General features: G+C 30.7%; 15 protein-coding genes. 13 read left to right on the top strand and 2 right to left on the bottom strand.

Features of this window, described 5'->3' with window-relative positions; all coding sequences use genetic code 11:
- Window positions 1–2: 2 nt before the first annotated feature.
- The 5 genes from KPL54_RS07750 (at window position 3) to KPL54_RS07770 (ending at window position 4,716) form a co-directional block, all read left to right on the top strand.
- Window positions 3–368 carry a PTS glucitol/sorbitol transporter subunit IIA gene (locus KPL54_RS07750; protein ID WP_216106017.1) on the top strand — a complete coding sequence of 122 codons (366 nt, stop codon included), beginning with the start codon at window positions 3–5 and terminating at the stop codon, window positions 366–368.
- Between the two features lie 15 nt (window positions 369–383).
- Entirely contained in the window at window positions 384–1,043 is a 660-nt protein-coding gene (locus KPL54_RS07755) for a transaldolase family protein (protein ID WP_216106018.1), read from the top strand.
- Between the two features lie 325 nt (window positions 1,044–1,368).
- Window positions 1,369–2,721 carry a glucose-6-phosphate isomerase gene (locus KPL54_RS07760; RefSeq protein ID WP_216106019.1) on the top strand — a complete coding sequence of 451 codons (1,353 nt, stop codon included), beginning with the start codon at window positions 1,369–1,371 and terminating at the stop codon, window positions 2,719–2,721.
- A gap of 245 nt (window positions 2,722–2,966) precedes the next feature.
- The gene (tsaD, locus tag KPL54_RS07765) at window positions 2,967–3,989 is read left to right on the top strand and encodes a tRNA (adenosine(37)-N6)-threonylcarbamoyltransferase complex transferase subunit TsaD (protein WP_216106020.1); all 1,023 of its coding nucleotides are present in this window, start codon (window positions 2,967–2,969) and stop codon (window positions 3,987–3,989) included.
- Between the two features lie 19 nt (window positions 3,990–4,008).
- Entirely contained in the window at window positions 4,009–4,716 is a 708-nt protein-coding gene (locus KPL54_RS07770) for a YoaK family protein (protein ID WP_253203382.1), read from the top strand.
- A gap of 39 nt (window positions 4,717–4,755) precedes the next feature.
- Here KPL54_RS07770 and KPL54_RS07775 read toward each other — a convergent pair whose 3' ends face one another.
- Window positions 4,756–5,049, bottom strand: coding sequence for a hypothetical protein (locus tag KPL54_RS07775; RefSeq protein WP_216106021.1), 294 nt, complete (start codon window positions 5,047–5,049; stop codon window positions 4,756–4,758).
- A gap of 279 nt (window positions 5,050–5,328) precedes the next feature.
- Between KPL54_RS07775 and KPL54_RS07780 the strand changes: the two genes are divergently transcribed.
- The 5 genes from KPL54_RS07780 to KPL54_RS07800 all read left to right on the top strand — a co-directional run bounded on the left by KPL54_RS07780 (window position 5,329) and on the right by KPL54_RS07800 (window position 10,219).
- The gene (locus KPL54_RS07780; protein ID WP_216106022.1) at window positions 5,329–6,429 is read left to right on the top strand and encodes a hypothetical protein; all 1,101 of its coding nucleotides are present in this window, start codon (window positions 5,329–5,331) and stop codon (window positions 6,427–6,429) included.
- A gap of 133 nt (window positions 6,430–6,562) precedes the next feature.
- Complete coding sequence (locus KPL54_RS07785; RefSeq protein ID WP_216106023.1) at window positions 6,563–6,970, top strand: hypothetical protein; 408 nt, start codon at window positions 6,563–6,565, stop codon at window positions 6,968–6,970.
- A gap of 12 nt (window positions 6,971–6,982) precedes the next feature.
- Window positions 6,983–7,234, top strand: a complete 252-nt coding sequence (locus KPL54_RS07790; RefSeq protein ID WP_216106024.1) for a cysteine-rich small domain-containing protein — start codon at window positions 6,983–6,985, stop codon at window positions 7,232–7,234.
- A gap of 322 nt (window positions 7,235–7,556) precedes the next feature.
- Window positions 7,557–8,807: a lysine 2,3-aminomutase gene (kamA, locus tag KPL54_RS07795; RefSeq protein WP_216106025.1), complete on the top strand. Its 1,251-nt coding sequence runs from the start codon at window positions 7,557–7,559 to the stop codon at window positions 8,805–8,807.
- A 140-nt stretch (window positions 8,808–8,947) separates the two neighbouring features.
- Window positions 8,948–10,219 (top strand): M14 family metallopeptidase, encoded by a 1,272-nt coding sequence (locus KPL54_RS07800; RefSeq protein WP_216106026.1) that lies wholly within the window; start codon window positions 8,948–8,950, stop codon window positions 10,217–10,219.
- Window positions 10,220–10,578: 359 nt separating this feature from the next.
- On the opposite strand, the gene KPL54_RS07805 is transcribed toward KPL54_RS07800, so the two are convergent.
- Window positions 10,579–12,504: an ABC-F family ATP-binding cassette domain-containing protein gene (locus tag KPL54_RS07805; RefSeq protein WP_216106039.1), complete on the bottom strand. Its 1,926-nt coding sequence runs from the start codon at window positions 12,502–12,504 to the stop codon at window positions 10,579–10,581.
- A 265-nt stretch (window positions 12,505–12,769) separates the two neighbouring features.
- On the opposite strand from KPL54_RS07805, the gene KPL54_RS07810 reads away from it, so the two are divergent.
- The 3 genes from KPL54_RS07810 to KPL54_RS07820 all read left to right on the top strand — a co-directional run.
- Complete coding sequence (locus KPL54_RS07810; RefSeq protein WP_216106027.1) at window positions 12,770–13,405, top strand: redox-sensing transcriptional repressor Rex; 636 nt, start codon at window positions 12,770–12,772, stop codon at window positions 13,403–13,405.
- A 146-nt stretch (window positions 13,406–13,551) separates the two neighbouring features.
- Window positions 13,552–14,331, top strand: a complete 780-nt coding sequence (locus KPL54_RS07815; RefSeq protein WP_216106028.1) for a short-chain-enoyl-CoA hydratase — start codon at window positions 13,552–13,554, stop codon at window positions 14,329–14,331.
- Between the two features lie 64 nt (window positions 14,332–14,395).
- Window positions 14,396–14,565 (top strand): acyl-CoA dehydrogenase family protein (locus tag KPL54_RS07820; protein WP_216106040.1); only part of this gene is annotated, 170 nt, incomplete at its 3' end.

Genomic DNA, 14,565 nt, shown 5'->3' on the forward strand with positions numbered 1-14,565 from the left:
AAATGATGATTTATGCTACAGAAATTCAAGAAATTGGTTTAAATGCAAAAGAATTTTTAAATGAAGAAATTATGGTGTTATTCGGATTTAATGCTCCACCTGACTTAAGACCATATTGCTTTCTTATTGATCAAAATAAGTTAGACGATTTCATAGAAGTTGACGATACACTTCTTATAAATGATGATAGTTATAAAATTATAGCGGTTGGCGACCAGGTCAACAAAAACTTGAAGGATTTGGGACATATTACAATAAATTTTAAAGGCGATACAAGTAATTTGATGGCAGGTTCCTTATATGTTGAAAAGAAAGCAATAAGTAATATTGAGGTAGGAACAAAAATTATTATTGAAAAAAACAACTAGAGAGGAATGGTTACTATGTTTTTAGATACAGCTAATATCAATGAGATAAATGAATGTATGAAGACAGGAGTATTAAAAGGGATAACTACAAATCCTACAATTCTTCTTAAAGAAAATATAAACAGGTTTAAGCAGATAGAAAATATTCTTGGAACTAATACAGAACTACTATTTGTTCAACTCATTGGTGATACACTAGAAGAACTGTATGATGATTATGAAAAGCTTAAGAATATCAAGGGATGTAAAAAAATTGCTTACAAGGTACCTATAAATCTTATAGGATTAGAAGTTGTAAATAAAATTAAATCTAATAATCCTAAAACTATTGTATTAGGTACAGCCATTTACTCAGCTGATCAAGGAATTTTAGCTGCGTTAGCTGGGTGTGATTATGTAGCACCTTATGTTAATAGAATGTCAAATAATAATATAAACCCATTTGATGCTATTTCAAAAATGAGGTTGTTCTATGATGATAGAGAACTTGAATGTAAAATTTTGGCGGCAAGCTTCAAGAACACTAACCAAATACTAGATGCATTAGAGGCTGGAGCGCATACATGTACTATTCCAACTGACCTCTTTAAGCAGATGGTTAACAAGGATTTAGCATTAAATGCTATTAAAGTATTTAATCATGATGGACAAAAGCTTGATGAAATGACGAAATAAGTATAAACATTTATGTTTTCTCCTTAGTTATAATAGGAGATTGCATAGGTGTTTTCTTTTCCTTGATATACTAAAATCAATAAAATTATTTTCGTTAATGTATAGAGTTTAGGAATAACAACGAGTTTTGTTGAAACAATTAATAGAGTATTGTATAATTAACTAAAGAAAACTTATTTTGATATATTTGTATGAGTATAATTTTATTGAAATATTTTTTGTAGAATTGAGTAAAATACTTAGTAGTAACTACTATAACATTTATAATACGGACAGTTGATAGAATTATAAAAACACTATTTAATTTTTTTAGGGAGGTATATTTATGACAAAAGGCTTATCTTTAAATTTAACTAAGGTGGCTTCTTTTTTAGAAGAACATGAAATTAAGTATCTACAACCGATGGTAACAGCAGCACACGATATGTTACATAATAAAACAGGACAGGGAAATGATTTTTTAGGTTGGATTGATCTTCCCGTGGATTATAACAAAGAGGAATTTGCAAGAATAAAAAAAGCATCAGAAAAGATAAGAAATAATTCAGATGTGCTTATAGTAATTGGAATTGGTGGTTCTTACTTAGGATCTAGAGCTGCAATAGAAATGTTATCTCATACATTTCATTCTAGTCTTTCAAAAGATAAAAGAAAATCGCCAATCATATACTATGTTGGTAATAACTTAAGTTCAACATATATGGCTGATTTACTTGAAGCTATTGAAGGAAAAGACATTTCAGTTAATGTTATATCAAAATCTGGAACTACAACTGAACCAGCTGTAGCTTTTAGAATTTTCAAAGCTTATTTGGAAAAGAAATATGGAAAAGATGGAGCAAAAGAAAGAATATATGCAACTACTGATAAAGCAAAAGGTGCTTTGAAAACTCTTGCAGATGCAGAAGGATATGAAACTTTTGTTATTCCAGATGATGTTGGAGGAAGATTTACGGTCTTAACACCTGTTGGATTACTACCTATTGCAACAGCAGGCATCGACATAGAAGAAATGATGAAAGGCGCTGCAGCTGCAAGACAGGCATACAGTATGCCAGAATTAGAAAAAAATGATGCCTATAAATATGCAGTGACTAGAAATATTCTTTACCGAAAGGGTAAAACTACAGAAATATTAGTGAATTATGAACCATGTATGCACTATTTTGGTGAGTGGTGGAAGCAATTATATGGTGAGAGTGAAGGTAAAGATGGTAAGGGAATATTCCCAGCAGCAGTTGATTTTTCAACAGATTTGCATTCTATGGGACAATATATCCAAGAGGGATTAAGAAATATATCTGAGACAGTAATTAATGTTGAAAAACCTAGAAAGAATATTGTAATTGAAGAAAATGCTGAAAACATAGATGGATTAAATTTCTTAGCAGGAAATACATTGGATTATGTAAATAAGAAAGCATTTGAAGGTACTATCTTAGCACATAATGATGGTGGGGTACCTAATATAGTAGTTGATGTACCAGAATTAACTGCTTATTATTTCGGATATTTAGTTTACTTCTTTGAAAAGGCTTGTGGAATTAGCGGTTACTTATCAGGAATAAATCCTTTCAATCAACCAGGAGTTGAAGCATACAAGAAAAATATGTTTGCGCTTCTTGGAAAGACTGGATATGAGTCTCTGAAAGCGGAATTAGAAAAAAGATTAGATTAATTATCAGCAAATAGCAACAAATGTACAGAAAGAGTGATTGAATAGATCACTCTTTCTGTTTTTTTTTAACTCTAACTATGAAAACTCGATATATATATAAATTTGATATGACAAAGCTAATAAAGTATAATTATTAGATGTAAACTTTTTTAGAATAGAAAATTTATAGAACATTAAATTATTATAATATTTTTATGAATATAAAGAAAAAATCATATAAATTACATTAAAGGTGGGTAAAAACAATGGAAAAGGATATTAAAATACTTGCAATAGAATCAAGTTGTGATGAAACGGCGGCTGCAGTAGTAGTAAATGGTAGGGATGTTTTATCTAACATAATTGCATCGCAAATAGATATACATGAAAAGTTTGGAGGCGTTGTTCCAGAAGTAGCATCTAGAAAGCACATAGAAGCAATAAGTGCTGTGGTTCAAGAAGCACTAGATGAAGCTAACGTTACATTAGATGATATAGATGCAATAGGAGTAACTTATGGACCTGGACTAGTGGGGGCACTACTTGTAGGTGTTCAATATGCTAAGGGACTAGCATATGCAACCCATAAACCATTAATTGGAGTTAATCATATAGAAGGTCATATAAGCGCTAACTTTATTCAATATAAGGAGCTTGAACCACCATTTATGTGTTTGGTAGTTTCAGGTGGACATACATTTATTGTATACATGAAGGATCACGGTGACTTTGAAGTTATGGCTGAAACTAGAGATGATGCAGCGGGAGAAGCATTTGATAAGGTAGCTCGTGCAATAGGCCTTGGGTATCCAGGTGGACCTAAAATAGATAAAATAGCAAAAGAGGGAAATGCAGATGCTATAAAATTTCCAAAAGCTAAATTTCATGATGTTACTTTAGATTTTTCATTTAGTGGAGTCAAATCTTCTGTATTAAATTATTTGAATAAAATAAATATGAAAAATGAGACAATTAATATACCCGACGTGGCTGCATCTTTCCAAAAGGCAGTGGTTAATGTTTTGGTAGAGAATGCATTTGAGGCATGTAAAATTAAAGGGGTAGATAAGATAACAATAGCAGGTGGCGTGGCTTCAAACTCTTGTCTTAGGGAGACAATGATAAAAGAAGGGCAAAAGAAAAATATAAAAGTTATGTTCCCCGAGATGATTTTTTGCACTGATAATGCAGCTATGATTGGAAGTGCAGCTTATTTTGAATTAATAAAGGGAAGAGTTTCACCATTAACACTAAATGCAATACCAAACCTAAAGCTTGGAGAAAGATAATAAAAGGAGTCTTTAAATTTTGATAAAAATTAATTTGAATTTAATGCAAAGAAGAATTAGAAAATTACATTCACAACATGTTGTACATGAGTCCTTTAGATTTGGCATACTTCTTGCAATCGCGGGCGGTTTTTTGGATTCTTACACATTTATAGGAAGGGGAGGTGTTTTCGCTAATGCTCAAACTGGAAATATTGTACTACTTGCCATATATGCTTCAAAAGGAGAATGGATGCATGCATTTGCTAATATTCCAGCTATAGTAGCTTTCGTAATTGGAGTAATTGTTGTTCAAACAATAAAAAATGACTCATCACGTTTCTTTATAATTGATTGGCCACGGGTAGTTTTAATTTTTGAAATCATAGTCCTTTTTGTAATAGGACTTATACCTAGTACCGTTCCCAATATTATTGTAAATGTTACAATTTCACTTGTTGCTTCCATTCAAGTATGCTCATTTTGTAAAATTGCGGATGCTCCATATAGCTCAACAATGTCCACAGGTAACTTACGATCAGCTGCAAGGGAGGCATATATTGCTTTCACCCAAAAGGATCATGAGGCAGCTATTCGTACTATTCGTCTTTTTACAATTGTTTCTTCATTTTTATTAGGTTCATTTTTAGGAGGTATATTAACATTAAATATTGGTGTTAAAGCAATATGGGGAGCTACGCTTATAATAATCGGTGCTTTGGTGTTATATAACATTAATAACTCATAAATACAGTTTATGTTTAATTGGGGTAATTTAGTACATTTGTTAACAAATATTATTATCTCCGAATTTCTTTATAAGACTCTTAAGTTCATCTATCTGTTTTTGCAAATCCTTATTCGTATTACTTGAATTAGTATTACTTGCATTTTGGGCTTCTTCTTTTGCGTTAAGATTAGAAATTTGAGCTGAAATTATAAAAATGGTCTGAGCTATACTGAATAAAAAATTAGCTACTACATTTTGTTGATCAACATCGAACTTAGAAGCAATAATAATTCCTAGTATTGTTGCGAGTGTTGCCAATTCGGTAGGACTGTACTCTTCTAGTTTTTTCATATAATGCCTCATTCTAATATTGTTATATTATAGTATATTCATTTAATTAACATTGTGTGGAGTATATTTTGAAAATCATTGTTTATACCATGTGAAATATTTAAATAAATAATTTTAAGTGATTATGTATACCCGAAAAATGAAGGAATATAATAATAAAAAACAAGTTAAAAAACAAAATTCCCAGTTGATACAATAATATAAGTAGAGTATAATTATCTGAGTTTCGATTATTTAAAATAATGATTATTCTTACGAATTTAAACGAGGAGCAATATTATGACAAACCACCCCAAAACAACAAAAACTTTGTTTAAGCTACTAATTATATCAATTTGTTTATTTATAAGCATATTTGCAGTGGTGTCATTTTCAAATATAATTAAAAAAAACAATGAAAATAAAGATAGTACATCTAATAAAAGCACGAATAATAATGGTAAAGATCAAAACATAAAGAATATTAAGTTAACGAAAATAGCATTTGAAAAAGGTAATAATATATATCTTTATGATGAAATAAGTAAACAAATTAAGTCTCTCGGAGATAATACAAAATCCAAAGATTTGTTACAACTTTCTCCGGATAAAACAAAAATTGTATTTAGGTATTTTAATGAAGGGGAACCTATATATCCACCGCATGTAATTATTTATGATATTGAAGCTGGAAAACTAACAGATATTGTTATTAACAATAAAAATGTACAACAAATTGTTGAAATCAAATGGATAGATAATGAAGATATTTTGGTTACAGGGCATATTAATCCATCAGTTTCAGGTTATAGCGTATATAATATAAAAAGCAAAACGGAGTTAATATCCTGTGTTGGTACTATGCGCGATGTTAATTTAGGTAAAAAAAATATTCTTTATAGCAATACGCCTCACATATTTCCTCAGCCAAAAGCTAATTTATATATTAATGGGAAGCAAATTTTTGAAATTAACAATGAAAAGGAACAAATACTTGATGGTGTAATATCTAATGATGGCAAAGTAATTGCATTTAGAAGTTCGGTGACAGGTGAAAAGAATTTAAATGGTAAAGCAGTTGCATATATTAACTTAGGCCAAATTAGTAGTAACGGAAATGCTATAAACGATCTAACGAGGATAGCGATAAGCGGTGATATCGCTGGGAAATTGAAATTTGATGATGAAAATAATTTAAGTATTGTTGAGGATAAATTCATATATAAGTTAAATGATGAAAAGCTTATTAAGGTAGAAAATTCGTTGCCAAAGCAAAAAGAACTTACGGCAGTTCAGCTTAAAGAATTTAGGCAAACTTTAGCTAAACAATTTCCTAAAGAGATTATTTCAGATCAAACAGTATTAGAAGATATAGATATATATAATATGGTAGCCTTTTAGGATTTAAAACGAATATAGGAATTAGTAAAATATAGTCAATATTTATGAGATTTATTAAAATTATGTTAACAAACATTTGAAAATTTGGTATAATGACCTTATGTTTATAAAAAATTATGGAAGAAGGGTTATTATGAAAAAGGAAAATTCTTATAGGCCTCAGAAAGCAAAAATCCATGTAAAGACAATACCAGAATTAATAGTTAGCAAATTAGTTATGTTACTATGTTTTATTATACCAATATCTATATTTATAGCCTATTCTATGAAGTTGAACTTTTTCTCTATTACAAGAATTCTATCAATATTTATTTTAATTATAAGCATAGCTGCATATTTAAAAAGTGAAATTATGTATCCTCATCCTAAAGTACTACATAAAGGTGAAACTTTAGGTAGTAAAAAAAATGTGGTTTACAAAAAACATAAAATAAATTTTTCTTTTTCTCTAAAGAAAGGTCCGCTTCAAGTGGTGTTATCAATGTTAATAATTATATTATTAACTTATTTAGGACAAGGTATTTATAGATTAATTGGGTAAGGAGTATTAAATATGGATAATAATTATAAGTTTTTTAGAAATAAAGAATGTGAATATTTTCCGTGCCATGAGGTTAAAAATGATGAAAAATTTAATTGCCTATTTTGTTATTGTCCCCTATATTTTCTTGAGCACTGCGGTGGAAATGGAAAATTTGTAAAGGGCATTAAAGATTGCTCATCTTGTTTGATACCACACTCTGAAAATGGTTATGAATATATTGTTGGTAAAATAAAGGAAGTAAATAAAACAAAAAGAAAATAACAATTACCATAATAAGCTATAATTATCTATGAAAACCAATAATTCGCTGAGGATAATGTTGTATTTAAAGTAATTATGGGTTATAATTAGAGCATTAATTAAAAAAATGAATAACTTAATATAAAAAAATACGTTTATTAAAAAGGCACTGTCAATTCAGCGCCTTTTTTTTACCCCAAATTATGTTGATATACGTTATTTAAAAAAACGAAGAAAAAAATTTAGGAATATGTGTTGGTAAGAACATTATTATATTAGTAGTAAGTGGATACACTAAAGAGCATAAAGAAATTAAAAAATATTATAAGCCGGAGGTACAAATGTGAAAGTAAATAGAAGATTAGAGTTATTTAAAAATGTAACAGATAAAGAATGGAATGATTGGGAATGGCAAGTTCAAAACAGAATCGAAACTGTAGAAGAACTTAAAAAGTATATACCATTAACGCTTGAGGAAGAAGAGGGAGCAAAAAAATGTCTTCAAACATTGAGGATGGCTATTACTCCATATTACTTATCATTAATAGATCCAAGTGACCCATATGATCCAATAAGGAAACAAGCTATACCAACGGCTCTAGAATTACACAAAGCGGATGCTGATCTATTGGATCCATTACATGAAGATACGGATTCTCCAGTGCCGGGGCTCACTCATAGATACCCAGATAGAGTATTGTTACTAATAACTGATATGTGCTCAATGTACTGTAGGCATTGCACAAGAAGAAGATTTGCGGGCCAAAATGATAATTCTATGCCAATTGATAAAATAGATAAAGCAATTGAGTATATAAGAAACACAGTGCAAGTTAGGGACGTACTATTATCAGGCGGTGATGCGTTACTTGTAACAGACGATAAATTAGAATATATAATAAAAAAATTAAGGGAAATTCCGCACGTTGAAATAATAAGAATAGGTTCAAGAGTGCCTGTAGTTCTTCCACAAAGAATTACTCCAAAACTAGTTGACATGTTAAAGAAGTATCACCCTATTTGGTTAAATACACATTTTAATCATCCAAATGAAATTACGCAGGAAGCAAAGATTGCATGTGAAAGGCTTGCAAATGTAGGAGTACCCTTAGGGAATCAATCTGTTCTCCTAAGAGGAGTTAATGACTGTACCCATATAATGAAGGAGCTGGTGCAGGAACTTGTTAAAATTAGAGTAAGACCATATTATATATATCAATGTGACCTTTCAATGGGTCTTGAACACTTTAGGACACCTGTATCTAAAGGCATAGAAATAATTGAAGGCTTAAGAGGCCATACTTCAGGATTTTGTGTGCCCACGTTCGTTGTTGATGCACCAGGTGGTGGTGGGAAAATCCCAGTAATGCCAGGATATATTATATCTCAAAGCCCTGAGAAAGTAGTACTTAGAAACTTTGAAGGAGTTATAACTACATATCAGCAACCAACTAGTTACAATTCTATTTGTCATTGTGATGCTTGTACAGGAAAGAAAAAGGTTCACAGAGTAGGAGTTGCTGGTTTATTAAATAATGAGAAAATGTCTATGGAACCAGTTGGACTAGAGAGAAGTTTAAGAGGGCAAGAATAGTAAAACTAGAAATATATTAATAATAAGCTTAGAGAGTAAATCTTTAGGCTTATTATTTTTTTATATTGAATGTCTGAAGTTGTAACAGTTTTCGGAAAAACGAATAAGATGGTATCATAAGTAATTTTAGGAGGGTAAATTTGCAAATCCTAAAAATAGGTTCAAAAGGAACAGTGGTATCAGAAATACAAGCATTACTTAATAAGTTAGGTTATGTTGTTGGGGAAGTAGATGGAATATATGGACCTAAAACTGCAGGTGCGGTAAAGAAGTTTCAAAAATATTTTGGATTATTACCTACAGGCGAAGTGGATGATGATACTTATAAACTTATGAACAGATTTTTATTAGGTTATGATACTTATAGAATTAAATCAGGTGACACTCTATACCTTATAGCAAAACGTTATTACACGCCACTTGAAAGTATAATTACAGCTAACCCTCAAATTAATGCAAATAGATTGAGGGTTGGTGATGTAATTATAGTTCCTTACTCGTTAGATGTGGTTTATACAAATATTGATTACACTTATGAGATTATGAAAAAAAATTTAGATGGATTAAAAGCTAGATATCCATTTATTGAAGTTGAGAGTGCTGGCAGGAGTGAACTTGGGAAAGAACTTTATTATGTAAAATTGGGTAATGGACCCAATAAAGTATTTTACAATGGCGCGCATCATGCTATTGAATGGATAACTTCTGTACTTTTAATGAAGTTTATTGAAAACTTTGCTAAAGCCTATGCAATGGGTCAGGATATAGAAGGTTATGATGTTCGTGATATATTCCGCACAAGCACTATATATGTTATGCCCATGGTTAATCCAGATGGAGTGGACTTAGTTCTTAATGGTCTAGAAAAAAGTAACCCGTATTACAATGATTTAATTAAGTGGAATAATGGAAGTTTAGATTTTTCTAAAAATTGGAGTGCTAATATTCGAGGAGTAGATCTTAATCATAACTATGATGCTATGTGGCAAGAATCAAAGAATGCAGAGGCGAGTTATGGAATATATGGACCAGGACCTACAAGATATTCAGGTACCTCGCCAGAATCAGAATCAGAGTCTAAAGCTGTAGCAAATTTAACAAGAAGTAATAATTTTAGATTAGTAATAGCATATCATACCCAAGGTGAACTAATATACTGGAATTTTGAAAATTTAGCAAGTCACGAAGCTAAAGCAATAGCAATAATATTTTCACAATTAAGTGGTTATGATCTAGGTGAAACAACTGGAATTACAAGCTATGCAGGATATAAAGACTGGTTCATTGAGAAATTTAGAAGGCCAGGATACACCATTGAAGTCGGACTTGGAGAAAATCCTCTTCCCATAAGTCAATTTAATAAGATTTATAGCGACAACATTAAAGTGTTATTAGAGGGGGCAATGATTTAGTCACATATAATAATTGATTTTTTATCAAATAAACGCCTATATCTTATTTTGCATAGCAATTAAAGATATAGGCATTATATTATTGGTCATAAATATGATCTGTCTCCGGAGTGACTTGCAACAAGAAACGAACAAATTATTGAACTTTGATTTAGAAATTCTTCTTTTATGAATATGAAATTCTCGTAAGCATGACAGGAGGTCATGCTAGCGAACCTGAGGCAGGACGCCGAATGTGAGCGTTAGAGAATTTTATATAAATAAAAGATTAGAATTTGTTAATTAAATTTCATATTTGGAGTTCGGTTGCAAGGGCCGCAGGAGAAATAGTATGCTTTTCATTAAAACGGTAATCACATTTATTCTTCTTCGGAGACTGTCAATTCCCATGCTGCGTAAAGTTCTTCAAGTTCTTTTTTCACACTTAAAAGTTGAGTGTTTGTTTCAACACTTCTACTTGGACTTGAATAAACCTCTTCAAGGCAAAGATCATTGTTTAATTTCTCTAATTCTTTTTCTAATGATGCAATTTTATCTTCTAGTTCTTTAAAATCTAGTTTCTTTTGTTTCTCAAGTTTATCTTCTTCACGCTTCTTTTTTTTATCAAAATTAATTTGAGTTTTTGACATTCCTTCTTGCTCTTCTTCTAACTTAAATCTTAGAGGATTTTTCTTTTTTTCTATATAATAACTATAATTTCCTAAATACTCTTTGAGCCCATCTTGATTTAATTCGAGTATTCTAGTAATTACCTTGTTTAAGAAATATCTATCATGGGATATTACGACAACGGTGCCGTCATATCCGAGTATTGAATCTTCTAAGGCCTCACGTGACATAATATCTAAGTGGTTTGTTGGTTCATCTAGCAATAAGAAGTTAGCCTTAGATAACATGATTTTTAGAAGATTAATCCTACATCGTTCTCCACCGCTTAAAGTGGATATAATCTTGAATACATCTTCTCCTATGAATAGAAATGCAGCCAGGGCAGTACGAACCTCTGTGGTAGTAAGTTTTGGGAATTCATCCCAAACTTCATCTATTATAGTTTTTTCTGGATTTAAATTTGATTGTTCTTGGTCATAATATCCAACGAAAATATTTTTACCCAATATTTTTATGCCTGTATCACTTGGAATCTGATCCATTATAATTTTAAAAAGGGTGGTTTTACCTCTTCCATTTTCACCAATAAGAGCAAATTTTTCTGACCTTTTTATGTCTAAATTTAGATTCTCAAACAAAAGGTTATCTCCAAATCGTTTTGATAGGTTCTCTATATGAAGAACATCATTTCCGCTTTTAATTTCTGTTTCAAATTTCATTTTAGTGTCGCGCGGATCTCGATCTGGAGAGTGAATTCGTTCAACTTTGTCCAGGGATTTTTGTCTGCTATCTGCGGCTCTTACACTTTTTTCTCTATTAAAGGATCTGTATTTAGTTATAATATCCTCTTGTCTTTTTATTTCTGACTGTTGCACATGGTATGCTTTTAATTGAATTTCAAAATTTATTTTTTTTAATTCAATAAAACTTGTGTAACTTCCATTATAACAATCTACATGTCCATTAATAAGTTCAAAAGTTTTATTGGTAATAGTATCTAAAAAGAATCTATCATGAGAAATAATAAACATAGTTCCTTTATAAGATTTAAGATAGTCTTCGAGCCACTCTATAGCATCTAAGTCTAAGTGGTTAGTGGGCTCATCGAGTAGCAGTATATCAGGGTTCTTAAGTAATAATTTGCAAAGCGCAACTCTGGTTTTTTGACCTCCACTTAATATGTTTATTGGTTTATCATAATCATCTTCTAAAAAGCCAAGGCCTTTAAGAACCCTACTTATCTTAGCTTTGTAGGTGTAGCCGCCTCTGTTATTGTAAAGCTCAGAAGTTAATGTATATTCTTTAATTATTTTATTTTGATAGTCTTCTTTGTTAGCGTCATAAGGTAAACTCATTTTTATTTCCAGAGCTTTAAGATTTTTTTCTAAATTTAATAAATTGTCGAATACTAAAAGTGTTTCTTCATATATGGTATTAGTTATATCTAATGATAAATTTTGGGATAAATAACCTAGCTTTTTGTTTTTATCTATAAATAATTCACCAGCATCATGTTCCAATTGTGAAGTGAGTATTTTGAAAAGTGTAGACTTGCCAGCACCATTAGCACCAATAAAACCAATTCTTTCACCTTCATTTATACTTAAAGTTATTTTGTCTAAAATAACATCTATACCATAACTTTTGTGAATATCTTTGCAACTTAGAACTATCATCATTTTCACCTTCCCTGTAGCGTAGTCTTAAAATTAATAAATATTAATTAAAGACCTTCATATATTATTGTACTATTTATATTAAAGTTATTGTAGTAAAAAGCAAATATATATAACATTAATTTTTAATAATAGTATAAAAAGGGTATAAATGGTGAATAGTGCTTAATATCTATTAAATTTGAAACAAAATGTGATATTGACCTATAATGTGTGTTAAGATTGATAGTATGAAATTTATGATATTCACAGAGGAGTGTAAGTCGTGGAAAGAAAAAAAAATATATCGATGGCAGTTATTCGAAGATTGCCTAAATACAATAGATATTTAAAAGAACTTTTAAGAACTGATGTAGATAGAATATCCTCAAAAGAGTTAGGCGAGAGAATTGGCTTTACAGCATCTCAAATTAGACAAGATTTGAACTGCTTCGGTGATTTTGGACAACAGGGATACGGTTATAATGTTAAAGAATTATTAAATGAAATTAATGGCATATTGGGATTAGCCAAAGAATATAAAATGATAATAATAGGTGCTGGTAATATTGGGCAAGCAATTGCCAATTATACCAATTTTGAAAGGTTAGCTTTTAATTTGGCAGGTATTTTTGATGTTAATCCAAAGCTAATAGGACTTAAAATTAGAGATGTTGAAGTAAAAGACATAGATGAATTAGTAGGATTTCTTAAAACTATGCCGATAGATATAGGGGTAATCTGTGTTTCGGAAAATAGTGCTCAAACAGTTTGCGACATGATGGTGGCAAATGGAGTTAAGGGCATATGGAATTTTGCACCTGTGGATTTAGAAGTACCTAAAGAAATAATTGTTGAAAATGTACATTTGAGTGAAAGTCTCTTAACGCTTAGCTGTTTAATGAATGATACGACATATTAATAAAAAATAATTATTTCTAGTTGATATAATTATCACAAAGATATATAATGTATTTGAGGCAAATGGCCTCATATTCATTTAGGTTTATTTGTTATATTATTAACAAATAGTTAATGAATAGATTAATTCGTAAGGAGTGGATTGTTGTGGAATACAAAAATATTGTTCTTCAAAAGGAAGATAAAGTTGCAGTACTTACAATTAGTAGACCAAAGGCTCTAAATGCATTAAACTCAGAAACATTGAAAGAGCTAGATTTAGCAATAGATGAAATTGCTAATGATGATAAGATTTACGCAGTAATTATAACTGGAGCTGGAAAAGCATTTGTTGCAGGTGCTGATATCACCGAAATGAAAGATCTTGATGTAATGGGTGGTAGAAGATTTGGAAATTTAGGAAATAAAGTGTTTAGAAAATTAGAAACACTAGAAAAACCAGTAATCGCAGCAGTAAATGGTTTTGCTTTAGGTGGAGGATGCGAACTTTCTATGGCTTGTGATATTAGAATAGCATCTGTAAAGGCAAAATTTGGTCAACCTGAAGTAGGACTTGGAATAACACCTGGTTTTGGAGGAACTCAAAGACTTTCTAGACTTGTAGGACTTGGAATGGCTAAAGAATTAATATACACAGCTAAGATTATTAATGCGGAAGAAGCATTAAGAATTGGACTTGTTAATAAAGTGGTTGCGCTTGAAGATCTATTAGTAGAAGCTAAAGCACTTGCAAATACAATTGCAGGACAAGCACCTATTGCTGTAAGTCTTTGTAAAGCAGCAATTAATAAGGGAATGCAATTAGACATAGACTCAGCGCTTTCATATGAATCAGAAATATTCGGAGAATGTTTCTCGACTGAGGACCAAAGTAGTGGAATGACAGCATTTATCGAGAAAACTGAAAAATGCTTTAAAAATAAGTAATTTAAGTATTCTGTTAAAATACAGGTAGCTTAGCTGCCTCAGAGAATAGCGAGGAGGAAGGTTCATGAATTTTACATTGACAAAAGAACAAGAATTTGTAAAACAGATGGTAAGTGAATTTGCATTAAACGAAGTTAAACCTTTAGCTGCGGAAATAGATGTTACAGAAAGATTTCCTAGCGAAACTGTAGAAAAAATGGCTAGATACCATATGATGGGTATTCCAATAGCAAC

The sequence above is a fragment of the Clostridium estertheticum genome (assembly GCF_018861295.1).
GTDB classification, from domain to species: domain Bacteria; phylum Bacillota; class Clostridia; order Clostridiales; family Clostridiaceae; genus Clostridium_AD; species Clostridium_AD estertheticum_D.